Source organism: Gilliamella sp. BG3 (genome assembly GCF_046635605.1).
In the GTDB taxonomy this organism is placed as follows: Bacteria; Pseudomonadota; Gammaproteobacteria; order Enterobacterales; family Orbaceae; genus Gilliamella; species Gilliamella bombi.
The window spans coordinates 2,642-26,187 of the sequence record NZ_JBIDFE010000018.1 but is presented as its reverse complement, the minus strand read 5'-3'; the positions used below and the strand labels follow the sequence as shown (position 1 = coordinate 26,187).

At 36.4% G+C, this 23,546-nt stretch carries 20 protein-coding genes and 2 pseudogenes; 17 read left to right on the top strand and 5 right to left on the bottom strand.

Features of this window, described 5'->3' with window-relative positions; genetic code table 11:
* The first annotated feature begins 2 nt into the window (after positions 1 to 2).
* From ACGH6S_RS09145 to csdE, 4 genes are all read left to right on the top strand, one after another.
* Positions 3 to 998 carry a peptidase U32 family protein gene (locus ACGH6S_RS09145; protein WP_065590577.1) on the top strand — a complete coding sequence of 332 codons (996 nt, stop codon included), beginning with the start codon at positions 3 to 5 and terminating at the stop codon, positions 996 to 998.
* 85 nt (positions 999 to 1,083) lie between these two features.
* Positions 1,084 to 1,962 carry a U32 family peptidase gene (locus tag ACGH6S_RS09140; protein WP_411578768.1) on the top strand — a complete coding sequence of 293 codons (879 nt, stop codon included), beginning with the start codon at positions 1,084 to 1,086 and terminating at the stop codon, positions 1,960 to 1,962.
* Complete coding sequence (csdA, locus tag ACGH6S_RS09135) at positions 1,931 to 3,142, top strand: cysteine desulfurase CsdA (protein WP_411578767.1); 1,212 nt, start codon at positions 1,931 to 1,933, stop codon at positions 3,140 to 3,142. The genes ACGH6S_RS09140 and csdA overlap by 32 nt, the downstream gene beginning before the upstream one ends.
* 68 nt (positions 3,143 to 3,210) lie before the next feature.
* Positions 3,211 to 3,606, top strand: coding sequence for a cysteine desulfurase sulfur acceptor subunit CsdE (csdE, locus tag ACGH6S_RS09130; protein ID WP_174799211.1), 396 nt, complete (start codon positions 3,211 to 3,213; stop codon positions 3,604 to 3,606).
* 42 nt (positions 3,607 to 3,648) lie between these two features.
* Here csdE and dolP read toward each other — a convergent pair whose 3' ends face one another.
* On the bottom strand, positions 3,649 to 4,227 hold the full coding sequence (gene dolP / locus ACGH6S_RS09125) for a division/outer membrane stress-associated lipid-binding lipoprotein (protein ID WP_174799212.1): 579 nt from the start codon (positions 4,225 to 4,227) through the stop codon (positions 3,649 to 3,651).
* A gap of 240 nt (positions 4,228 to 4,467) precedes the next feature.
* Here dolP and ACGH6S_RS09120 point away from each other — a divergent pair, with 240 nt between their 5' ends.
* A complete protein-coding gene (locus tag ACGH6S_RS09120) occupies positions 4,468 to 5,166 on the top strand; it encodes a DUF1266 domain-containing protein (RefSeq protein ID WP_411578766.1) in 699 nt (232 codons plus the stop codon).
* A complete protein-coding gene (locus ACGH6S_RS09115) occupies positions 5,163 to 7,886 on the top strand; it encodes a hypothetical protein (protein ID WP_065590582.1) in 2,724 nt (907 codons plus the stop codon). The genes ACGH6S_RS09120 and ACGH6S_RS09115 overlap by 4 nt, the downstream gene beginning before the upstream one ends.
* A gap of 81 nt (positions 7,887 to 7,967) precedes the next feature.
* On the opposite strand, the gene ACGH6S_RS09110 is transcribed toward ACGH6S_RS09115, so the two are convergent.
* The 3 genes from ACGH6S_RS09110 to xthA form a co-directional block, all read right to left on the bottom strand.
* Positions 7,968 to 9,638, bottom strand: a complete 1,671-nt coding sequence (locus ACGH6S_RS09110; protein WP_174799214.1) for a molecular chaperone HscC — start codon at positions 9,636 to 9,638, stop codon at positions 7,968 to 7,970.
* 125 nt (positions 9,639 to 9,763) lie between these two features.
* Complete coding sequence (gene xseA, locus ACGH6S_RS09105) at positions 9,764 to 11,098, bottom strand: exodeoxyribonuclease VII large subunit (RefSeq protein WP_411578765.1); 1,335 nt, start codon at positions 11,096 to 11,098, stop codon at positions 9,764 to 9,766.
* A 40-nt stretch (positions 11,099 to 11,138) separates the two neighbouring features.
* The gene (gene xthA / locus ACGH6S_RS09100) at positions 11,139 to 11,945 is read right to left on the bottom strand and encodes an exodeoxyribonuclease III (RefSeq protein WP_065590585.1); all 807 of its coding nucleotides are present in this window, start codon (positions 11,943 to 11,945) and stop codon (positions 11,139 to 11,141) included.
* A gap of 120 nt (positions 11,946 to 12,065) precedes the next feature.
* Between xthA and tyrA the strand changes: the two genes are divergently transcribed.
* The 11 genes and pseudogenes from tyrA to ACGH6S_RS09045 all read left to right on the top strand — a co-directional run.
* Positions 12,066 to 13,187, top strand: a complete 1,122-nt coding sequence (gene tyrA / locus ACGH6S_RS09095) for a bifunctional chorismate mutase/prephenate dehydrogenase (RefSeq protein ID WP_411578764.1) — start codon at positions 12,066 to 12,068, stop codon at positions 13,185 to 13,187.
* A 107-nt stretch (positions 13,188 to 13,294) separates the two neighbouring features.
* Positions 13,295 to 14,626, top strand: a complete 1,332-nt coding sequence (gene glmM, locus ACGH6S_RS09090) for a phosphoglucosamine mutase (protein ID WP_034911229.1) — start codon at positions 13,295 to 13,297, stop codon at positions 14,624 to 14,626.
* A gap of 257 nt (positions 14,627 to 14,883) precedes the next feature.
* Positions 14,884 to 15,666, top strand: a complete 783-nt coding sequence (atpB, locus tag ACGH6S_RS09085; RefSeq protein ID WP_085163680.1) for a F0F1 ATP synthase subunit A — start codon at positions 14,884 to 14,886, stop codon at positions 15,664 to 15,666.
* Between the two features lie 37 nt (positions 15,667 to 15,703).
* Positions 15,704 to 15,931, top strand: coding sequence for a F0F1 ATP synthase subunit C (gene atpE, locus ACGH6S_RS09080; protein WP_143421962.1), 228 nt, complete (start codon positions 15,704 to 15,706; stop codon positions 15,929 to 15,931).
* Between the two features lie 25 nt (positions 15,932 to 15,956).
* Positions 15,957 to 16,427 carry a F0F1 ATP synthase subunit B gene (gene atpF, locus ACGH6S_RS09075; RefSeq protein WP_034911222.1) on the top strand — a complete coding sequence of 157 codons (471 nt, stop codon included), beginning with the start codon at positions 15,957 to 15,959 and terminating at the stop codon, positions 16,425 to 16,427.
* A gap of 13 nt (positions 16,428 to 16,440) precedes the next feature.
* The gene (gene atpH / locus ACGH6S_RS09070; protein WP_034911220.1) at positions 16,441 to 16,974 is read left to right on the top strand and encodes a F0F1 ATP synthase subunit delta; all 534 of its coding nucleotides are present in this window, start codon (positions 16,441 to 16,443) and stop codon (positions 16,972 to 16,974) included.
* An 11-nt stretch (positions 16,975 to 16,985) separates the two neighbouring features.
* Positions 16,986 to 18,527: a F0F1 ATP synthase subunit alpha gene (gene atpA, locus ACGH6S_RS09065; protein ID WP_034911218.1), complete on the top strand. Its 1,542-nt coding sequence runs from the start codon at positions 16,986 to 16,988 to the stop codon at positions 18,525 to 18,527.
* Between the two features lie 14 nt (positions 18,528 to 18,541).
* Positions 18,542 to 19,411, top strand: a complete 870-nt coding sequence (gene atpG, locus ACGH6S_RS09060; protein WP_065590589.1) for a F0F1 ATP synthase subunit gamma — start codon at positions 18,542 to 18,544, stop codon at positions 19,409 to 19,411.
* A gap of 47 nt (positions 19,412 to 19,458) precedes the next feature.
* Positions 19,459 to 20,841, top strand: coding sequence for a F0F1 ATP synthase subunit beta (gene atpD / locus ACGH6S_RS09055; protein ID WP_034911215.1), 1,383 nt, complete (start codon positions 19,459 to 19,461; stop codon positions 20,839 to 20,841).
* A gap of 41 nt (positions 20,842 to 20,882) precedes the next feature.
* The gene (locus tag ACGH6S_RS09050) at positions 20,883 to 21,308 is read left to right on the top strand and encodes a F0F1 ATP synthase subunit epsilon (RefSeq protein WP_034911289.1); all 426 of its coding nucleotides are present in this window, start codon (positions 20,883 to 20,885) and stop codon (positions 21,306 to 21,308) included.
* A gap of 362 nt (positions 21,309 to 21,670) precedes the next feature.
* Positions 21,671 to 21,916 (top strand): annotated as a pseudogene (locus ACGH6S_RS09045) (amino acid ABC transporter permease); the annotation flags it as partial.
* A gap of 115 nt (positions 21,917 to 22,031) precedes the next feature.
* Here ACGH6S_RS09045 and ACGH6S_RS09040 read toward each other — a convergent pair.
* Positions 22,032 to 23,546 (bottom strand): annotated as a pseudogene (locus ACGH6S_RS09040) (hypothetical protein); the annotation flags it as partial.

The following is a 23,546-nucleotide window of genomic DNA, read 5'->3' as shown; positions in this document are numbered from 1 at the left end:
TTATGGAACTTCTTTGTCCAGCGGGATCTTTACCATCATTAAAAGTGGCTATTGATAATGGCGCTGATGCTGTTTATATTGGTTTGAAAGACGATACCAATGCCCGTCATTTTGCTGGTTTAAATTTTAATGAAAAGCGATTGATTGAAGCTTCAGATTATGTACACAAACACGGCAAAAAATTGCATATTGCTATTAATACTTTTGCCCATCCAGAAAATTTTCAGCGTTGGCAATATGCGGTTGATACTGCGGCTAATATTGGTGCTGATGCTTTAATTATTGCCGATCTTGCTATGCTTGATTATGCGGCTGAAAAATACCCTAATCTTGAGCGTCATGTTTCTGTACAAGCGTCGTCGACCAATGAGGAGTCGATTAAGTTTTACTATAATAATTTTCAGGTACATCGCATTGTTTTGCCACGCGTACTTTCAATGCATCAAGTTAAACAGTTATCACAAGTGTCCCCCGTTCCACTCGAGGTGTTTGCTTTTGGTAGCTTGTGTATTATGGCCGAAGGTCGGTGCTATTTGTCATCTTATTTGACTGGCGAATCCCCTAATACCGTTGGCGCTTGTTCACCTGCCAAATTTGTTCGTTGGGAAGAGACCGAAAAAGGACTGGAATCAAGGCTGAATAATGTGTTAATTGATTGCCATAAAAAAGGCGAAAATGCAGGCTATCCAACGCTATGTAAAGGACGCTATTTTGTTGGTCAGGAGCTCTATCATCCTATCGAGGAGCCAACAAGTTTAAATACCATTGAGCTATTGCCTGAACTGTTTGCCGCAAATATTGCATCAGTCAAAATAGAAGGCCGTCAGCGTAGCCCTGCTTATGTTGAGCAAGTCACTAAAGTGTGGCGACAAGCCATCGATCGCTATAAAGCCAATCCGCAATCATTCCAAGCCGAACAACGCTGGATCGATACGCTTGGTTCGGTGTCAGAAGGCACACAAACAACATTAGGCGCTTATCACCGTAAATGGCAATAAGGTGTGAGTTAGCAATAGGTAATGTGCTAACAGCATCAACGTAAATCATTGAGAAAGATCTAACATAAATATAGTGAGCAAAACCATGAAATACGCATTAGGACCAGTGCTTTATTATTGGCCTAAAACTGAAACAGAAGCGTTTTATTACGCCGCTAAAGAGAGTCAAGCGGATATTATTTATATGGGCGAAACGGTTTGTACCAAGCGCCGTGAAATGAAAGTACCAAACTGGATTGAATTAGCAAAAGAGATTGCTAAATCTGGTAAACAGGTAGTGCTTTCTACATTAGCTTTACTTGAAGCACCATCAGAATTAAATGACTTACGGCAATTGGTTAATAATGGGGAGTTTTTAGTCGAAGCAAACGATTTAGCTGCCATTAATGTTGCGCATGAGCATAAATTACCCTTTGTTGCAGGTCCGGCTATTAACTGTTATAACGCTTTAACTCTAAAATTATTACAAAAACAAGGTATGGTTCGCTGGTGTATGCCGGTTGAGCTTTCTCGTGATTGGTTGAGTAATGTGCTTAAACAGTTTGAGAGTTTAAATATTGCACGAAATTTTGAAGTCGAAGTGTTTAGTTATGGTTATTTACCTTTAGCTTATTCAGCTCGCTGTTTTACCGCAAGATCGGAAGATAAGCCTAAAGATAAATGCGAAACTTGTTGTATTAAGTATCCTGTTGGACGTGAGGTGTTTTCACAAGAAAAACAGAAAGTATTTGTGTTAAACGGCATTCAGACTCAAAGCGGTTATTGTTACAATTTGGGAAATAATCTAAAAAAGATGAAAGGATTGGTTGATATCGTTAGAATTTCACCACTTGGTATTGAAACACTTGATATTATTAAGCAGTTTAAAGCTAACGAAGATGGATTAAATCCACTGCAAATTGAACATAACCGAGATTGTAATGGTTACTGGAATGGGATTGCCGGACTTGAACTTACCCAATAAGCATTTTCTGCCTGAACAGTTTCGGGCAAGTTTTCCTGCACTTAATAGTGAAAGCGTATATCTTGATTCGGCAGCAACAGCACTTAAACCGCTAGCAATGATTGATGCGACACTTGCGTATTATGCCCAGAATACTGCTACTGCAAAACGTAGTTTACACCAAGATGCTTTGCAAGTAACTGCAACAATTGATAAGGCAAGACAAAATGTTGCCGATTTGGTTCACGCTAATAGTAGTGCTGAAATTATCTGGACACGAGGTGCAACCGAGTCAATTAACTTAATTGCGCAAAGCTATGCTCGATCGTTGTTACAACCCAACGATGAAATTATTGTGAGTGAATTAGAGCATCATAGTAATTTGTTACCTTGGTTGATTGTGGCTAAGCAAACGGGGGCTAAAGTCGTTAAGTGGTCGTCGGATGTTAATGAGTTATTGTCGTTAATGTCAGCTAAGACCAAGATTGTTGCAGTGACTCAAATGTCAAACGTCACTGGATTTTGCCCTGATTTAGCTACAATAAGCAACATTGTTCATCAATATGATGCGGTTTTAGTGGTGGATGGTGCGCAAGGTGTTGTTCATCATGCAATTAATGTTAACCAGTTAGATATCGATTTTTATGCCTTTTCTACCCATAAATTGTATGGTCCAACGGGGCTTGGCGTTTTATATGGTAAAAAGGCATTACTTGAGCTAATGTCGGTTTGGCATGGTGGCGGTAAAATGCTAAAAAGCGCTTCGTTTGATGATTTTATTCAAGAAGATCTTCCTTATAAATTTGAAGCTGGTACGCCTAATATTGCAGGTATTGTTGGTTTTAATTCCGTACTTGAGTGGTTAAAAAGTTGGGATAATAAGCAAGCTGAAAACTACACAAAACAGCTAGCTTATTATGCAAAATCACAACTAAACCAATTTGCCGATATTCAATTTTATAGTGTGGATGATAGCCCGATAATCACTTTTAATATCAATAATATTCATCATAATGATATTGCTATTTTGTTAAGTGAACAAAATATTGCCATCCGTACTGGTGAGCTTTGTGCCCAGCCTTTGATGAATAAATTAGGATGCCACGGAGCGGTTCGTGTTTCATTGATGCCATATAATAATCAGCAAGATGTGGATAAATTTATTTCAGTATTGCAAAATGTAATTGAAATATTAGTGTGATTTTATACTGAAACGTATAGTTTCCTGAAACTTTTTTACAAACATTTAATCGTAAATAGGTCAATATTATGCTATCACAGCAAAGCTTAGCCGAATTATTCGCAAAGCAACATAATTGGCAAGATCGTTATCGACAGTTAGTGATGTTAGCAAAGCAATTGCCTGATTTTCCTGAAGAGCAAAAGACAGCTCAAAATCAAGTCAATGGCTGCGAAAACCGAGTTTGGTTGACTTATCAAAAACAGACAGATGATACCTATGTTTTTAGTGGTGATAGTGAAGGTCGAATAGTGAAAGGATTATTGGCAATCTTAATTATTGTTGCTAATAATAAAACAGCGCAAGAAATTGCAACGCTCGATTTTCAATCCTTATTAAGCCAATTGAAAATTTCTGATGAGTTAAGCCAATCTCGTTTGCAAGGGCTTACTAAATTAATTGAGCGTATTAAATCAGTTGTATAAAAAAGGGGGCTAATTCGCCCCTGTCTTTTATATAGTCAATATTTAATCTTCAGTATACGTATATAGTGTGATAACTTTTTTTACACCACGGACTTTACTTGCAATTTCGGCTGCTGCTTTACCTTCTTCTGATGTAACAATACCAATTAAGAAAACTTCGCCGTTTTCAGTTACTACTTTAATCTTGCGAGCTTTTGTTTTGGCATCTAAAACTAACTGAGATTTAACTTGAGTCGTTATCCATGTATCATTGGTAATAGTCCCTGCACCAACAGGCTCTCCAATACGAATTTGGTTATAGACTTTTTTTACCCCTTCAACTTGGTAAGCAAGACTTTCAGCTTTTTCAACTTGTTCATTATTTGCTTGTCCAGTTAACAGAATATTACCACCATAAGCACTAGTAACAATACGAGAACCAATAAAAAATGGTCCATTATTTTTTATTTTCATGCTCATGCGTGAACTAAGTGTTGTATCATCAACTTGAGTACCCGCAGTACGAGGATCGGTTGCAACTTTTGCCGTAGCCCCTGCACCAATTCCTATAAAGGCAGCAACGCAGCCTTGTAATGTTAATGCGCAAGAAATTAACATTACTATTAAGCTAACTTTTTTCACTATAACTCCTTATGATTTATTACTCTGTAATAATCAAATTTCAATAAATTGTTTGTATTATGCCTTGTAGATATTGATTTGCAAATAATTTTATGATTTATGCTAGCTTATAGCAGTATTTATATTTTATTAAACTTAACCACACCATAGATTTCTGTTTGAATTTCAATTGTTATTTTAGTGTAAAATCTGCTATCTTTTGATAATAAATAAAATAAATTAGATGATTGGAATACAAATATGAATCAAGATTGTGTCGATTGGCTATATGGTTTATCTGCACCAATGGTTGTAATAAACATAGAAAATGGAGCAAGTTATACTTCGCCATTTTTTTATCCAGATCGAGATTTTGTTGATATGAAAGAGAGTTGGGGGATTGATTCCCGTGAAACTTTACTTAACTGTGTGTTCGACATGGTTGATGATGGGCACGCTTCAGCATTGTCTAAATATTATTTGATGTATTCTCGACTTTCCGAATTTGATTGGTGTGACCATTATCAAGAACAAGATGACTATCAAAAAGTTTTGCTTGATTTTGTCAAACAAACCTTTCCTGTGTGCGGTACTGCAGGTATCCGTAGTTGGGATTATGCTCGAATGGGATATATCTTACGAAATGGTATCACTAATGAATATATCACCGAACAAGAGGCCTTATGGGTTTTTTCTCGAATAGGACTCCGTTGTCAATATTATTATAGAAACTGGCACCATTACTTTTCAGGCTGGTTTGTTGGCTATCAATATTGGATATCACTCAATAGCAAAGAAGACTTAGAAACATTACGTTGCGAATTGACTCGAGCATCACGCGCTCATACCATGGCAAATTTACATGAAGATAAAGATGCCCCACATAATCGTTTATCTTGGTATATAGATATTGAAGAACTAGAAAAACCTGAGTCACTAATGGAGTATGATTGGTCATGAATGAAAATATTTGGCAACTGTTAGGCATTGAAAAAACAACCGATCAAGCGGCTATTCGTCAAGCATATCGAGCACAATTACCTTCATATCATCCTGAAACTGATCCCGATGGTTTTAAAGCATTACGCGAAGCCTATGAGTCAGCAATAAAATATGCACAATCGCCCGAAACAATGGCCGATGAACCTAAGTCTGAATCAGAACAACAACAAGAAGTATCAGTATCTTTAACAGAAAAACAGCTTAAAGCCAATGAAATTTGTGAGGCTTATCAAACATTATTAGATGATCCTCGACGCTGTTTTAATGTTAACGAGTGGCAAAAATTTATTGGTTCATTTTATGACTACTCAATGGCAGTTATTGATTCTGTAAAATGGCGATTGTTAGAAATAAGTTATGAATCAAAAAATATATCAGAGTCATGTGTCAAACTATTAGCCGATAGTTTACGTTGGCGGCAACTGCTAATGATTCAATTTACCGATGATTTTGAAAAGTATGATAATTATTTAAATCATATTGATCGTGGTGATTTGTTCAATTACACCTATTTACCGACAACAAGTAAAACACTGCAAAATGTAACTATCGATTATATGTACTATACTAGGTGGTTATTTTGGGAGCGTAGATCTGAGGATATTTATGCATTCTTATCACAAGATACGGTCATTTATCTTCCTGATGATAAAAATTTGATGCTTAAATTTTCCTATTGGCATTGTATAGCTAATATAAAAAATCAAGCTATTTTGGATTACGCTTTAAAATGTATTTCCCAAAATGATCAAGATGAAAATATCATTATCGAATGGAAATATATTGCCGCTATTCAATATACGCTACTTGATAATAAGCAAGAGTCCTTACAATCTTGGCTAGATCTTTATAGTTCTGGTCATTATCAAGATAAAGCAGCCAGCTGGATAGCTGGTTGGTGTGAATATTATAATAAAGATTATTTCCCATTATTAATCATGGCCCTTAATAATTCTTACTGTATTGATATAGATAACACTGAAAATTATTTAAATGCAATACCTCAGCTAACAGCAACAACTGTTTCACGATTGGCGGAACTTGAGGCTAGTGATTATTCCCCTGAAATAGCCAATTTTATTGATTGGGCGTTAAATGTAAATTGGAATTATAGACAAGTTTTATCCATGCTGTTACTTGATGACGGTACCAATCGATTGTATCGCTTATATCGCCATGCCATCATGCTTCGCCACGGTAATGAAAGATTATTGCAAGAAATCCTTGATGAACGCAGCGATGATCCATTTGAACAATTTATTTTGCAAAATTTACAAAGGCAAGCACGACAAAACCTAACATGGTTATCAGAGCTACCGCCCGTACAAGAGTTTAAAGCTTGGCTATATGATAGTGATGAAAATGCGCCTATTCCAGCTAAATTTGATCCTAATTCTGAAGATAATCATTGTTTGTATTGTCGTTTATGGCTAGATAGGCTTGATTATTTGCCTTATGTTGCCATGTTTCACCTTTATAATAATTTAGAGTATTCATATATGGAAATGTATGATTGGGTAGCTTTTCTTACAATACGAATACCTTACAAATTACCAGCTCCTCCAGATGCTTCTATCTGTTCAAGTAATAAAAATGCCTATTGGCAATGGTATCGTAATTGTTTATTAGTTATATCAATTGCCAGTCAACCCTTTGCAACGGCCAAATATCTTCAAACTGAAAATAATACATTTCAACTACCGGATGATAATTTGCTATCCCCTCTTATTAATATTTTTAAACAAGGAAACTGGCAAAATGAAACAGAGTTATATAATCTGATTAACAATGACAGTAAGTTAATTGATTGCATTTTAATAAATTATCCAAATTCAATTGAATCGTATATTGATGATACACCTGATAGCATTGATTTTAAAGAAATTGAGCAAAAACTTGAACAAGTATGGCAAACTAAATTAGCGAAACAAAACCCTCTCTACTTGATGATTTTATACACCATAGTATTTAATAAGCCCGATCAAAAAACAAAATTAAATACAATGTTACAAGATATTACTGGCGATAATAAAGAGTTAATAAAAGTATCAACAGTTCTACAAAAAAATTGGGAGTCATTATCATCTGATGATAAAATAAAATACAATTACACCGAACTAGTTGATGAAATAGTGACCATTGCTAAACGTTTATCTAACTCTTACGGTATATGTGATGAAGACGACCTTACAATGCTAGACGAGTTCAAAAATACCAGCGACAATGATTTAGTCTTACGGCTTTGTGCAGCATCACTTATAGCAAAAAATGCCGAAAATCAAAAAAAACTGAATTCACAGGCATTACCTAAAAATAAATGGTGGCAGTTTTGGCGTTGGAATGGACGAACAAATCTAAAAGGTTTGATTACACAATTACTTTGTAATTTTGTACTTTTAGGATTAATGTCCATACTTAGCAATTATTTTGAGCTAAATAGTCCAATCTTTTCTAAGATTGGTTGTTTTATTATTGCAGCTAACACGATTTTTGCTATAAAGAGACGCCTAAATGACAGTTATAAAGGACAACCTTTATTCTTTTACTACTTTTACTACTCTTTAATATCAATATTGGTTATTCCTTGGACTTTTTGGCCATTTAGGCTTCCAGGAATTAAACAAACCAATCGTTTTGGACCACCAGTAGAAGAAATTACCAAGGAAAAAGAAAAGTAAACGACAAGTAATCTCCCCTTTTTTATCTAGGCTATACTTGGCTAAAGGAAGGGGAGAGGATATTTTTAAAAATTAGATCTTTTATCGATTAAGATCTTTTAAGTTTAACTCAATTTCACAACGAATTTCGTTAATTTCTTCAGAATTTTGTCTATTTAGTACTTCCATAAAAACTTCGATATATGATCCAATTAATAGTCGTTCATCACCCAATGATTGTGCCCATGCACGTTCTAGCCTTGCTAATAAAGTACGATTCGGCATTTCGTCGCGAGGGTGAATTTTAAGTGCTTTCAAGCGATCATGACTGTCTTGTTTTTGTTTGTCTGTTAATCCAATTGGACTATGATCAATTACTTTGCCATGTTGCTTACCTGTTTCAAGCAAAACCACATCAACTTCTAATAAGCCATTTAGATCATAACTAAAGCGGACATCAATTCCTTGGGTTCTTTCCATTGGCGTTAGAGGCACTTCAAACTCATCAATTAAAACATTATTTTCAACGCGTGGATTTTCACCTTGATAAACCGAAATACATATCGCTTTTTGCTGAGGGTGCGTTGTGTAAAATGTTTTTACTTTCGAAGTTGGTACAATGGTATTACGTTCAATAATGGGTGAAAATAATCCACTAACATTATTTGAACAACTTTCAATCCCTAGTGTATAAGGGCACACATCAGTAAGAATGACTTCTTCAACATCAGCATTTCGCAATCGACAAGCTGCTTGAACTGCGGCACCTTGTGCAACGATCGTTGTCGGATTTATGTGGCGATAGGGTAATTTACCAAATAATTTAGTAACCAGTTCTCGTACCACACCTAATTGAGATGAACCGCCGACTAATACGATATGTTCAAGTTGATTAGGTTTTAATCGGGCATCACTTAATGCTTGTTCTATTGGTGCTCTTAGTCGATTAAGTAGTGGTAACCATAGTGTTTTAGCTCGGCTTTCGTTTAAGGTAAATTGCCACTGCTTATCTTGCCAAAACCAAGTTAAAGTATGTGATTCTTCAACATTTAATTTACATTTTAGTTGTTCGGCTAAATCTAACAGGCGAGCATAATCATCGGTCGGAATATCTTGTTGTTTAAGATTCCATTCACTTAAGCAAACTTTAACAAGCTCTTGGGTAAAATCTTCACCACCTAAATAGTTATCACCAGCAGAAGCATGCACTTCAATAATGGGCATTGAATATTCAAGCACTGTTACATCAAACGTACCACCACCTAAATCAAATACTAAAGTATTACCCGATTGATCTTCATGTAATCCGTATGCCATAGCGGCTGCTGTTGGTTCATTGATTAAGCGTACAGCATTTAACCCAGCTAACTCGGCAGCAAAGCGAGTTTGCTTGCGTTGTTCATCATTAAAATAAGCAGGAACAGAAATGACAACATCACGAACTTCTTGGTTTAAAAAAGCCTCTGCATCTGCTTTCAATGATTTTAAAATTATGGCTGAAAGTTCAGTTGGCGTAAATTTTTTGTCACCTAATTCGAAAACTTTATTTGAACCTAAAAAGCGTTTAAATGCTGCTGCACTGCGATTTGGATGAGTGGTTAAACGAGACAATGCCGCATGTCCGACTAAAATAGAATCGTCTTCATCAACACTAACTACAGATGGTGTAACAACTTCACCAATTGAGTTAGGAATGAGGACAGTTTTACCATCTTGCCAAACACAAATTAAACTGTTTGTAGTGCCTAAATCAATACCGATTGGATAATGCATAAACTCTCTAAATAATATAATAATTTCCTATTGTTTAGATTATATACTAGCGATCACCAGAATTGCAAAAATGATACTAAAGATTAGTAAAATAGGTTTATCTATTATCTTTAAATATAATTATTTTATTCGTTAATTTTTGTAATTTGGCTAACAAGTTTACCTTTTTTCAGCTTTGTTACGATAATGTCACCCACCGTGACTTGTTCAGAGCGACGAACCACTGTGTTGTTTTGGTCGGTGGTAACTGAATAACCTCGTTCGAGAGTAGCTAGCGGACTAACGTTGTTAAGTTGAGAGGTTTGTAAAACAAATTGATGTTGTGATTTTATTAACTTTTGTTTAATTAAATTAATTAATTGTTGCTGTTTTTGCCAAGTAAGTTGCCCTAAATAGGTAATATTATTTTGTGGAGATACTCGTAATAGTCTTTTATCGAGTGAATTATGACGATTTGATAGTCTGAGAAAATATTGCTGAATATTTTCAGATAATGAATGGCGATAAGCTAAAAGTTGATTTAATTGTTTTTCTAGCTTTGTTTGTGGATGTTGAGTCTGTAATTGGTGTCGCCATTTATTGAGTTTTTCTCGGCATTGCATTAAATAATAATCCATTGCCATGGTTAAATGCTGCTGTTGAACTTGCAAACGTTTTACTTGTTGTAAACTGTCTCGACTAACAAGCTCGGCTGCTGCAGATGGGGTTGCCGCTCTAACATCAGCCACAAAATCGGCAATCGTAAAATCAATCTCATGCCCAACCGCACTCACAATCGGTATTTGACTAGCAAAAATAGCTCTGGCTACCACTTCTTCATTAAATGACCATAAGTCTTCAAGCGAGCCACCACCTCGTCCAACAATTAATACATCACATTCTTGACGAATGTTGGCAATGTGAATCATGTTAGCGATTTGCCCTGCCGCTTCATTGCCCTGAACTTGCGTTGGGTAAATAATTAAATGCAAACTTGGATCTCGGCGTTTTAATATCTGACAAATATCATGCAATGCCGCACCTGTTGATGAGGTGATAATTCCAACTGTACGAATGTTTTCTGGTAATAATTGTTTATTGGTAGAATCAAATAAACCTTCCTCAGACAGCTTTTGTTTTAGTTGCTCAAACTTTTGCTGTAATAATCCCGTACCTGCTGCTTGGATTTTATCAATAACCAGTTGGTATTCGCCACGTGCCTCATATAGTGTTACTGTGGCCCTAACTAAAACTTGTTGCCCATTTTGTGGGATAAAACCTGCACGAAAATTGCTGTTGCGAAACATAGCACAGCGTACTTGTGCACTATCGTCTTTTAACGAAAAATACCAATGACCTGATGATGGACGTGAAAAGTTTGATATTTCACCTATTAACCAGATCTGACCAATAGCATCACAAAGCAACTCTTTAACCATTTGATTAAGATCTTTCACTGATAAAATTGAATTGTTTTGCATGCTATTATCCTTATTACAACTATATTATAACTATAAAGGTTTATACTAAATCAAATTGAGCCCAAATTGGTGCATGATCAGATGGTTTTATCATTGCACGAATATCATAATCAATACCCGTTTGTTTACAATAAGTCATCATTTTTTGACTAGCTAATATTAAATCAATTCTTAACCCATTATGGGTTTCAAAACCTTTAGTACGATAATCAAACCAAGAATACTCAAGTTCAGTTGGGTGAGCATTGCGGTAAGTATCAATAAAACCGAGAGACATTAAGTTGTTTATCCATTTTCGTTCTTCCGGTAAAAATGAACATTTTCCTGTACGAAGCCATCGTTTACGGCTATCTTCGGAAATGCCTATATCTAAATCGGTTGGGCAAATATTCATATCGCCCATGACTAAAGTTAGTTGATTATTTAATTGACGATCTTGTAAATACTGTATTAAATCATTATAAAATTTACGTTTAGCAGGGTATTTAATTTCATGATGTAAACTTTCACCTTGAGGAAAATAACCATTAATTATTGTTAAATTACCTTGACTAGTAGGTAACTCAATTATGATCAAACGACATTGAGCATCATCACTATCGTTTGGAAAGCCACATTGCACAGACAAAGGTTGTTGCTTGGTTAACAACGCTACTCCATAATGCCCTTTTTGTCCGTGATAATGTAAGTGATAACCAAACTGTGCTAATTCATCAATGGGAAACTGATCGTTATGAACTTTAGTTTCTTGTAAACCAATAATATCTGGTTGGTGTGTCTCAATAATTGCTGATAATTGATGAATTCGAGCGCGAAGGCTATTAATATTAAACGAGATAACTTTCATAATAAATTTATTATATTTAATTCCATGTTATAAACTAAATACGCATCGTAACAAAAATACGTTATACTGTTAAGCTATTACAATAAAAACCACCATTTGTGATAAAGGGAATCACTAAATATGTCTACGGAATTACTTGCCTTGCGCGATAAAATCGATGAAGTTGATAAATCCATTTTATCTTTAATTACAAAGCGATTAGCATTAGTTGCCGAAGTTGGCGAAGTAAAAAGCAAACATGGCATTCCGATTTATGATCCCAATCGTGAAGCGGATATGTTAGCTAAAAGGCGACATGAAGCTGAAAAAGTAGGTATATCCCCCAATTTAATAGAAGATATTTTACGTCGTTTAATGCGTGAGTCTTATATTAGCGAAAATGATAAAGGTTTTAAAAAAGTCTATAGTGGTCAAGGATCAATAGTGATTGTTGGTGGTAATGGGCAAATGGGACGATTGTTTGCTCATTTATTTACCCTATCTGGCTATCAGGTTAAAACATTAGGTTCTAAAACTATGCATCAAGCAGCCGAAGTGGTTACTGATGCAGTGGCTGTTATCGTGACAGTACCTATTAACAAAACCTGTGAAGTCATTAAACAACTACCACCATTACCCAAAGATTGTATTTTAACGGATTTTACATCTATAAAAGCCAAGCCTCTCCAGGCAATGCTTGATAAACATCAAGGGCCTGTAGTCGGTTTACACCCAATGTTTGGTCCAGATGTACCAAATTTAGCCAAACAAATTATTGTTTATTGTGAAGGACGATATCCAGATAAATACCAATGGCTAATTGAACAAATGCGTATTTGGGGTGCCAATTTATGTGCGATTAATGCCAAGGAGCATGACAAATGCATGTCATTCATCCAAGCATTACGCCATTTCACTTCGTTCTCATATGGTGTCAATTTGCAACGAGAACAGGCCGATTTAGAGCAATTGATCGCACTTTCTTCGCCAATTTATCGCCTTGAATTGATGATGGTTGGGCGCTTATTTGCTCAAGATCCTGAGCTTTATGCCGATATCATCATGGCGTCAGATGATAATATTGAATTAATTAAACGCTACTATGAACGCTTTGGGCAAATGGTCAAACTAATTGAACAACGTGACAAAACTAAATTTATTAAAAGTTTTAACGAAGTAACTCAATGGTTTGGTAGTTATGCCGAACGTTTTATTAAAGAGAGCCAAGGATTATTAAAATTTGCCAATGATAATCGAGAGTAGTTTTATATTAAAAAGTATACTTTCCTGAAAGTTTTTCACAAATTAAAATATACTTTTTATCAAAAGATAGTTGTTAGAAATAATAAATGTTAGTGTGAGGGAATATCATGTCTAATCGAAAATATTTTGGTACAGATGGGATTCGCGGTAAAGTTGGCCAGTATCCTATTACACCAGATTTTGCGCTTAAATTAGGCTGGGCTGCTGGGCGAGTGCTAGCCAAAGATGGTGTTAAAAAAGTATTAATCGGTAAAGATACCCGCATTTCAGGCTACATGCTTGAATCAGCACTAGAAGCGGGATTTGCTTCTGCTGGTGTTGCCGCTGCGTTTACAGGACCAATGCCAACCCCGGCAATTGCCTATTTAACCCGCACTTTTCGTGCTGATGCTGGCGTTGTCATTTCTGCCTCGCACAATCCTTTTTATGACAATGGTATTAAATTCTTTTCAACCGAAGGGAAAAAGCTTGATGATACAATCGAACTAGAAATTGAAGCCGAACTTGAAAAAGAGATCGATTGCGTTGAATCCAAACAACTTGGTCGAGCTAGCCGTATTACCGACGCTGCAGGGCGTTATATTGAATTTTGTAAAAGCACATTTGACCATGATTTAAGTTTGTCTGGATTAAAAATTGTTGTCGATTGCGCTAATGGTGCCACCTATCACATAGCACCAAAAGTATTACGAGAACTAGGAGCACAAGTAATAAAAATTGGTTGTGAGCCAGATGGTGTTAACATCAATGAAAACTGTGGCGCAACTGACATAAAAGCGCTTGCTAAACGAGTTATTGATGAAAAAGCCAATTTAGGTTTTGCCTTAGATGGCGATGGTGACCGTATTATCATGGTTGATCACGAAGGTCGAAAAATTGACGGCGATTTAATTATCTATATCATTGCCCGTGAAGCATTAAGACAAGGTCAACTAAAAGGTGGCGTTGTCGGTACATTAATGAGCAATATGGGGCTTGAAATTGCCCTTAAAAATCTCGGTATCCCATTTGCTCGTGCTAAAGTTGGTGATCGTTATGTACTTGAAAAACTAATCGAAAAAAATTGGCGCTTAGGTGCCGAAAATTCGGGACATGTTTTATTATTAGATAAAACCACCACTGGTGATGGTATTATTGCTGGCTTACAAGTATTAGCAGCAATGATTCGTAATGATATGTCATTGGCTGACTTGTGCAGTGGTATGACAATGTTACCACAAGTATTAATTAATGTTCGATTTTCAGGTGAAAATGACCCCCTAAATAGTGATGAAGTGAAAGCGGCAATTAAACAAGCAGAAAAACAGCTTGGTCATAATGGTCGAGTTTTGATCCGTAAATCAGGAACCGAACCGCTAATTCGTGTTATGGTAGAAGGATGCAATGAAATTGAAGTGCAAAAACTAGCAGAAACTATCGCTACAGCAGTTAAAGCTTAAAAATACCCCCAATCATGCCCATTAATTAAGCCATTAATTGAGCTGTATTGAGGTTAGAATAGTAAGAGAAGTTGCGTGCATTTACGTAAAATTAGTAAAAAGTGTCTAAAATTTTAATTTTGTTAATCAAAGGTTGACTTGTTATAGGCAATTAGGTTTAAAATAGTAACTTCAGATTATTACAGCAATTGCTTATATCTTTCAAGTGAAAACATGAGCAATATTTTTTATTTTTAAAAATAGGTTAAGAGGGTTATATGTCAGTTTCCTCTCCAGCTTCACCACAAGCTTATATCAAGCATCATCTTGAGAACTTGCAAGTAGGTTCTGGTTTTTGGACCTTAAATCTTGACTCATTGTTCTTTTCGATCTTACTTGGTGTTATCTTTTTATGGATATTCCATCGTGTAGCAAGAAAAGCCACCAGTGGTGTCCCAAGTAAACTGCAATGTGCAGTAGAAATGATCTTCGAATTTGTCAATAATACTGTTAAGGACATGTTTACTGGTCAAAATAAACTCATTGCGCCGTTAGCATTAACTGTGTTTATTTGGGTTTTCTTGATGAATTTAATGGATCTTATCCCTGTTGATTTTCTACCTTATGCTGGTCAGTATTTAGGTCTGTCACACTTGAGAGTTGTACCAACCGCAGATGTAAGCATTACTATGTCGATGTCCTTAGGTGTGTTTGCACTTATCATCATTTACTCGATCAAGTACAAAGGGATTTCAGGATTTGTTAAAGAATATACCTTGCATCCATTTAATCACTGGGCGTTTGCACCTATTAATTTAGTACTTGAATTAGTTAGCCTATTAGCAAAGCCTGTTTCTTTAGGGCTTCGACTTTTCGGAAATATGTATGCAGGTGAGCTTATTTTCATCTTAATTGCTGGATTATTACCTTGGTGGTCACAGTGGGTATTATCGTTACCATGGGCCATTTTTCATATTTTAATAATTACGTTACAAGCTTTTATTTTTATGGTGTTGACGATCGTCTATTTAGCTATGGCGTCGGCAACGGAAGATCATTAATTTTAATATTTTTTTTGTTAATAAACTGGAGTATATAATGGAAATGTTATTTGTAGCCGCAGGCATTATGATGGGATTAGCTGCAATTGGTGGTGCAGTTGGTGTTGGTTTATTAGGCGGTAAATTTTTAGAAAGTGCTGCTCGTCAACCGGAATTAATGCCTATGTTACGTACTCAATTCTTTATCGTTATGGGTCTAGTTGATGCAATCCCAATGATCTGTGTAGGTATTGCACTTTACGTTATCTTCGTGGTTGCAGGTTAATAAAAATTTAAGGGGGAATCGTGTCATGAATATGAACGCAACTCTCCTCGGCCAAGCAATTACATTTGTATTGTTTGTTTGGTTCTGTATGAAGTTTGTTTGGCCTCCTGTTATTGGCGCGATTGAAAAACGCCAAAAAGAGATAGCCGAAGGACTTGCTTCAGCAGAAACAGCAAAAAAAGATTTGGAATTAGCCAAAGCGAATACATCTGACATAATGCAACAGGCTAAGGTTGAGGCTAATGCAATTATTGAGCAAGCGAATAAACGCAAAGCAATCATTCTTGAAGAAGCAAAACAAGAAGCTTCTCGCGAAAAAGAACGAATTGTTGCTCAAGGGCTTGCCGAAGTAGAAGCTGAACGCAAACGAGCAAGAGAAGAGCTTAAACAGCAAGTCGCTACACTCGCTATTGCTGGTGCAGAAAAAATTATTGAACGTTCTGTTAATGAAGCCGCAAATAGCGACATCATTGATAAACTCGTAGCTGAACTATAAGGAGAATAGAGCAATGGCTGACTTAATTACGATTGCTCGCCCTTATGCTAAAGCCGCTTTCGAATTTGCGGTAGAAAATAACAGCATCGAATCATGGCATAAAATATTAGTGCTAACATCTGAAGTGAGTAAAGATACTCAAATAAGAAGTGTCTTAACATCTGATATGAAAACTGATTCGGTGGCTAATTTACTCATCAACATCTGTAAAGATGTGTTAGATGAGTTTAGTACTAATTTTATTAAGATTATGGCTGAAAACAAACGATTATCACTTCTTCCTGAAGTGTTAATCTTGTTTGAACAATATTGTTTAGATAGAGAATTGCAAGCAGATGTTGATGTAATTTCTGCTAGTGAACTAACTAATGAGCAACTTAATAAAATTTCTGTCGCTGTCGAAAAACGTTTATCACGAAAAGTAAAACTAAAATGTCATATAGATAAATCGCTCATTTCTGGTTTTATTATTCGTACGGGCGATATGGTTATTGATAGTAGTATCAGAGGGCGTTTAAATCGTTTAAATAACGCTCTACAGTCTTAAGGGGACTGATAATGCAGCTAAATTCAACTGAAATAAGTGAACTAATTAAAGAGCGGATAGCTCAGTTCAATATTGTGAGTGATGCTCACAATGAAGGAACTATCATATCTGTAAGTGATGGTATCCTTCGAATCCACGGATTAACTGATGTAATGCAAGGCGAAATGATTGCATTACCAGGTGGCCGATATGCAATGGCATTAAACCTTGAAAGAGACTCCGTTGGTGCGGTAGTCATGGGACCATACGAAGACTTGTCTGAAGGTATGAAAGTACAATGTACTGGCCGTATTTTACAAGTACCAGTTGGTGAAGGTTTATTAGGCCGCGTTATTAACACACTAGGTGAACCAATTGATGGTAAAGGCTCACTTCAACATGACGGTTTTTCACCAGTAGAAGTAGTTGCACCAGGTGTTATCGATCGTAAATCCGTTGACCAAGCATTACAAACTGGTTATAAAGCCGTTGACTCAATGATTCCAATTGGACGAGGTCAACGTGAACTTATCATCGGTGACCGTCAAACAGGTAAAACAGCACTTGCTGTCGATGCAATCATCAACCAACGCGACTCAGGTGTAAAATGTATTTATGTTGCCATTGGTCAAAAACAATCAACTATTGCCAATGTTGTACGTAAACTTGAAGAGCATGGTGCACTTAAAAACACAATTGTGGTTGTGGCATCAGCGTCTGAATCAGCTGCGTTACAATACTTAGCGCCATATGCTGGTTGTGCAATGGGTGAATACTTCCGCGATCGTGGTCAAGATGCATTAATTGTTTATGATGATTTATCTAAACAAGCTGTTGCTTACCGTCAAATTTCGTTATTACTTCGTCGTCCGCCTGGACGTGAAGCTTATCCTGGTGATGTATTTTATCTTCATTCTCGCTTACTTGAACGCGCAGCGCGAGTCAACGAAGCCTATGTTGAAGAGTACACTAAAGGCGAAGTTAAAGGAAAAACAGGCTCATTAACAGCATTACCGATTATTGAAACTCAGGCTGGTGACGTTTCAGCATTCGTACCAACTAACGTAATTTCGATTACTGATGGTCAGATTTTCCTGGAAACTAGCCTATTTAACTCAGGTATCCGCCCTGCGGTTAACCCTGGCATTTCGGTTTCACGTGTGGGTGGTGCTGCACAAACTAAGATAATGAAAAAATTATCAGGTGGTATTCGTACTGCGCTTGCACAGTATCGTGAATTAGCTGCGTTCTCTCAATTTGCATCAGACTTAGATGAAGCAACAAGAAACCAATTAAGTCACGGTGAAAAAGTAACAGAATTGTTAAAACAAAAGCAATACTCGCCAATGACTGTTGCTGAACAATCAATAGTACTTTACGCTGCTGAACGTGGTTATCTTGAAGATGTAGAATTAGCTAAAGTATTACCATTTGAAACAGCACTACTTGCTTATGCCCATAGTCAATATGCCGATTTTGTTAAATCAATTGATGAAACAGGTAATTACAATGATGAGATTGAAACTAAGCTAAAAGAATTACTTGAAAGCTTTAAATCAACTCAAACATGGTAAGGGTGAGGTAAAAAATGGCTAATGCAAAAGAGATTAGAACAAAAATTGCCAGTATCCAAAGTACGCAAAAAATCACTAAAGCGATGGAAATGGTTGCCAATTCTAAAATGCGTAAAACGCAAGATAGAATGGCTGCTAGTCGACCATATGCCGAAATGATTCGTGAAGTAATTGGACATTTAGCGTTAGCTCAGATAGGCGCCAAACATCCTTATTTAGAAGAAAGAGATGTAAAGCGAGTTGGCTATCTTATCATTTCAACCGATCGTGGTTTATGTGGTGGTTTAAATATCAACCTTTTTAAAACTGTCATTGCTGATATGTCAGCATGGCAGGAAAAGGGTGTTGAAGCTGATGTTGCTTTAATTGGTTCGCGTGGTGTTTCGTTTTTCTCGTCAGTGAAAGCGAACATCTTAACTCAAGCTACTAATTTGGGCGATGAACCAAATTTATCCGATTTAATTGGGCCGGTAAAAACAATGCTTGAGGCATATGACAACGGTAAAATTGATAGATTATATATTGTCACAAACAAATTTATTAATACGATGTCACAAAAGCCGACAATTCAGCAATTATTACCTTTACCACCATCAGAAGATAAAAAACTCAAAGCTTCATCATGGGATTATATTTATGAGCCTGATGCTAAATCACTATTAGACGTGATTTTACGTCGCTATATTGAATCACAAGTTTATCAAGCAGTGGTTGATAATTTAGCGAGTGAACAAGCAGCAAGAATGGTGGCCATGAAAGCGGCAACGGATAACGGAGCAAACCTAATTAATGAGTTACAAATTGTGTATAACAAGGCACGCCAAGGTGCTATCACTAATGAATTAATTGATATTGTATCCGGTGCAGCCGCTGTTTCAGGTTAGTGCTAAATATTGGCTTATAGTTAAGAAAAAGACGTAGAGGATTAAAAATGGCTACTGGAAAGATTGTCCAGATCATCGGTGCGGTGGTTGATGTCGAATTCCCAGAAGATGCAGTACCAAAGGTATATGATGCATTAGAAGTGGAAACAGGCACTGAAAAATTAGTTCTGGAAGTTCAGCAACAATTAGGTGGTGGCGTTGTATGTTGTATTGCAATGGGTTCATCTGATGGTTTAAGACGTGGACTTGACGTAGTAAACACTGGTCACGGCATTGAAGTACCTGTGGGTACAAAAACACTAGGTCGTATTATGAACGTACTTGGTGATCCTGTTGATAAAGCAGGTCCTATTGGTGAAGAAGAACGTTGGGCGATTCACCGTGCTGCCCCAACCTATGAAGAGCTTGCAAACTCAACTGAATTACTTGAAACAGGTATTAAAGTTATCGACCTAATTTGTCCATTTGCTAAAGGTGGTAAAGTTGGTCTGTTTGGTGGTGCTGGTGTAGGTAAAACCGTTAACATGATGGAGTTGATCCGTAATATCGCTATTGAACACTCAGGTTACTCAGTGTTTACTGGTGTGGGAGAACGTACTCGTGAAGGTAATGACTTTTACCACGAAATGAAAGAATCAAACGTACTTGATAAAGTATCATTAGTTTACGGCCAAATGAATGAGCCACCAGGAAACCGTTTACGTGTTGCGTTAACTGGTTTGACTATGGCTGAAAAATTCCGTGACGAAGGTAAAGATGTTTTATTATTCATCGATAATATTTATCGTTATACCTTAGCTGGTACTGAAGTATCTGCGTTATTAGGTCGTATGCCATCGGCAGTAGGTTATCAACCAACATTAGCTGAAGAAATGGGGTTACTACAAGAACGTATTACTTCAACTAAGACTGGTTCGATTACTTCAATCCAAGCGGTGTATGTGCCAGCAGATGACTTGACTGACCCATCACCAGCAACAACCTTTGCTCACTTAGATGCGACAATCGTATTAAGTCGACAAATTGCTTCTTTAGGTATCTATCCGGCAGTGGATCCATTAGATTCAACTAGTCGTCAATTAGATCCTTTAGTTGTTGGTCAAGAGCACTATGATTGTGCCCGTGGTGTTCAGTCAATTCTACAACGTTATCAAGAATTAAAAGATATTATTGCTATTCTTGGTATGGATGAGTTATCTGAAGATGATAAATTGATCGTTGCTCGTGCACGTAAAATTCAGCGCTTCTTATCTCAACCATTCTTTGTTGCAGAAGTATTTACTGGTTCACCAGGAAAATATGTACCTTTAAAAGATACGATCAGTGCATTTAAAGGAATCATGAATGGTGATTATGACCATATTCCTGAACAAGCATTCTATATGGTTGGTTCAATTGATGAAGCGATTGAGAAGGCAAAATCTCTCTAAGAGATTCATTGAACGAAGATCGTATTAATGGAGATCGTATTATGGCACTAACTTCCTATCAATTAGAAGTTGTTAGTGCTGAATCTCACCTGTTTTCGGGTGATGTTCAGCGAATCAGAGTCACAGGTAAGGAAGGTGAACTTGGGATTTATCCTGGCCATACCCCTTTACTCACAACCATAAAACCAGGCATGGTCGGCATTGTGAAAGCGGATGGTGAAGAAGAGTTTATCTATCTATCTGGTGGCATCTTAGAAGTACAACCTAACATCGTAACTATCTTGGCAGATACTGCAATTCGTGGTGAAGATTTAGATGAAGCAAGAGCACAAGAAGCAGTAAGACAAGCACAAGAACATATTAATCACCCAAGCGATGATATGTCATTTGCACAAGCATCTGCTGAATTATCAAAAGCTTTGGCAAAAATTCGCGTTATCGAATTGACTCGCCGCATGGGTCAATAGTTTGCTTTTTGATGTTTTATCATACACAAAAGGCTATTTGGTATTACAAGTAGCCTTTTTTAACTTTCCGATAAGTTGATTGCTAAAGGGCTTTCCAACATTTAACCTGTGAGTTGTACCCATTCTATATCCAAATTAAAGCTAAAAAAGATTAGTTAATCAATCGAATTATTTACTATCTACACTTAAATTATTTTTCGATACAAAATAAAAGTACTATTTGAATATATTGAAATCTATTATAATCAAGTTCATCGACATTCAACTCATGGTTGGGTATTGCCTGAACAATATGAAAAGCAGTATTACTTAGATAATAATTTATAGCGGTGAGTTCTGTCTAGTATTTTGGCGAGGATCATTATTTTTATTATCTGCTACAAGCGTTAAAAATGATGTTACCTTTATTTGTTAATCAATGGATATTATTAATTAAAGATACTTCTTTAGCCTATATTGTTGGTGTTGCAGAGTTTACCTTTGTTGCGACCCAAATTAATAATCGAAGTATAGTTTATCCAACTGAAATATTTCTATTTGTTATAGTTGTTTATTTTATTATTTGTGCAGCACTTGATTTTACTGTATCTAGATTAACTAAGTCGTAGAACTTCACCAAATTGCTTATTTAATCAAAAAGTGAAAGCAACTTAGTGAAATCCTACAAATAAGCATAATTATTATTTATCAACTTAATGTTTTTTGTATATCAAAACTACTCTATTAACCCTTACATACTACTTGTATCGGTTGTTGTGCTCCAAATACAGCAATTTGTCCTATCCAAGCATCAATAGCGTATCGATTAGAATGACCGGGATATTGATTTGTTAAAGGGAATTCGTCAGAAGAATAAAACCACAGATGGTCATCAAACCGCCAATTAGAATTAGGATAAGTTCCACTATGAGTTGAACCCCATTCGCTCAATAGCCCTTGATTGATCGCTCGTGTAAATAAATCCCAAGTTAGTGGCCATATCCTCCATGAAGGAGAAGCATTAGGTGAATTTGTCATTTCAGCTCTAGTTGGTAGATTGTTTTCCCCGTGACATATTCGTACAGCTTGTTCATAACTGACAGCATGTCCTGGTTGTGGAAAAACCCAAGTTTTTGTAGGGTTAAATGAGTAAGTATGTACTATAGTAGGATCAGGTTTAAACGTTGCAGAGATAGTTACCGTACCATTAGGTTTATTGTTAAGTACAACCATGCCATTTTGATCTACCGTTACACTGTTTTGAGGTGTTGCATTAACCGAATAATTCCAATCAGTTTGAGCGCCCGTCATAATTAATTGAAATTTAGCACCTGCAAATCCTGTTGTTGGAAATTTTGGATTGGCAGAGGCATAGAACCCATTGATTGGATCAAAAACGTTATGATCATATCCTCCACCACAAAGAGAATCTCTATATTCGGTCCCTGGTTCATTCCACCCTTTATCTCCTCGGTTGTTATCAATAATTGAGCTGTCAAGATCATTATAACCTACAAGCGAACAATCTGTTTTGCCATTTTTGGTAAAATGATAGGGGCTTCCCCAAGTTTTCTTATTGTCGACTATCATTTGGTTAGGTTTAGCAAAACAAATTTCTGAATCTGTATTAATTTGATAAATTTTAGTCAAATTATATAGTTCACTATCTTTAGGATCGCCATATTCAGAATGGACTTGTATATCTGAAAGGGTAATTGCTAACTTAAGTGGCATTGGGAAACCACTACCACAGCCAATAGGCTTTCCGTATTGAGATTTTGCTATTTCTTGCCCTGCATTATCAAACCATTTAAAGTTAACTGTACCGATAGTAAAAGTTCCGTTATCAGAAACTCTACCATTGTCTCCATCTTCATCATAATAATTATTGCTAGATGATAAGTTAAGATTAGCGACGGTCAAAGGTTGAATAATAAAATCATTAAGTGTTAGGTTTTTGTCAAATGATATAGGAATATTGTTTAATTGTTTGCTGTAAAAAGTACCTCTGACGGTAAAGCCAAAATTATTTTCAATAGAGTTCGCTATAAAAACAGGGGCATTTCCTTTTATTGTTTTTGCCGTTGCTACTGATATGGCGTTAGCTGTAAGAGGAAAGAAAAAAAGAAAAAATGACAATTTTGAATTAGTTATAAACTTGGTTAATTTATAACCTGCTGTCTGCTGTCTGCTGTCTGCTGTCTGCTGTCTGCTGTCTGCTGTCTGCTGTCTGCTGTCTGCTGTCTGCTGTCTGCTGTC

Bases quoted from the DNA above. Each gene is read 5' to 3' on its own strand.
- ACGH6S_RS09145 (WP_065590577.1), top strand. From the start codon at position 3: ATGGAACTTCTTTGTCCAGCGGGATCTTTACCATCATTAAAAGTGGCT.
- ACGH6S_RS09140 (WP_411578768.1), top strand. From the start codon at position 1,084: ATGAAATACGCATTAGGACCAGTGCTTTATTATTGGCCTAAAACTGAA.
- csdA (WP_411578767.1), top strand. From the start codon at position 1,931: ATGGGATTGCCGGACTTGAACTTACCCAATAAGCATTTTCTGCCTGAA.
- csdE (WP_174799211.1), top strand. From the start codon at position 3,211: ATGCTATCACAGCAAAGCTTAGCCGAATTATTCGCAAAGCAACATAAT.
- ACGH6S_RS09120 (WP_411578766.1), top strand. From the start codon at position 4,468: ATGAATCAAGATTGTGTCGATTGGCTATATGGTTTATCTGCACCAATG.
- ACGH6S_RS09115 (WP_065590582.1), top strand. From the start codon at position 5,163: ATGAATGAAAATATTTGGCAACTGTTAGGCATTGAAAAAACAACCGAT.
- ACGH6S_RS09110 (WP_174799214.1), bottom strand. From the start codon at position 9,638: ATGCATTATCCAATCGGTATTGATTTAGGCACTACAAACAGTTTAATT.
- xseA (WP_411578765.1), bottom strand. From the start codon at position 11,098: ATGCAAAACAATTCAATTTTATCAGTGAAAGATCTTAATCAAATGGTT.
- xthA (WP_065590585.1), bottom strand. From the start codon at position 11,945: ATGAAAGTTATCTCGTTTAATATTAATAGCCTTCGCGCTCGAATTCAT.
- tyrA (WP_411578764.1), top strand. From the start codon at position 12,066: ATGTCTACGGAATTACTTGCCTTGCGCGATAAAATCGATGAAGTTGAT.
- glmM (WP_034911229.1), top strand. From the start codon at position 13,295: ATGTCTAATCGAAAATATTTTGGTACAGATGGGATTCGCGGTAAAGTT.
- atpB (WP_085163680.1), top strand. From the start codon at position 14,884: ATGTCAGTTTCCTCTCCAGCTTCACCACAAGCTTATATCAAGCATCAT.
- atpE (WP_143421962.1), top strand. From the start codon at position 15,704: ATGGAAATGTTATTTGTAGCCGCAGGCATTATGATGGGATTAGCTGCA.
- atpF (WP_034911222.1), top strand. From the start codon at position 15,957: ATGAATATGAACGCAACTCTCCTCGGCCAAGCAATTACATTTGTATTG.
- atpH (WP_034911220.1), top strand. From the start codon at position 16,441: ATGGCTGACTTAATTACGATTGCTCGCCCTTATGCTAAAGCCGCTTTC.
- atpA (WP_034911218.1), top strand. From the start codon at position 16,986: ATGCAGCTAAATTCAACTGAAATAAGTGAACTAATTAAAGAGCGGATA.
- atpG (WP_065590589.1), top strand. From the start codon at position 18,542: ATGGCTAATGCAAAAGAGATTAGAACAAAAATTGCCAGTATCCAAAGT.
- atpD (WP_034911215.1), top strand. From the start codon at position 19,459: ATGGCTACTGGAAAGATTGTCCAGATCATCGGTGCGGTGGTTGATGTC.
- ACGH6S_RS09050 (WP_034911289.1), top strand. From the start codon at position 20,883: ATGGCACTAACTTCCTATCAATTAGAAGTTGTTAGTGCTGAATCTCAC.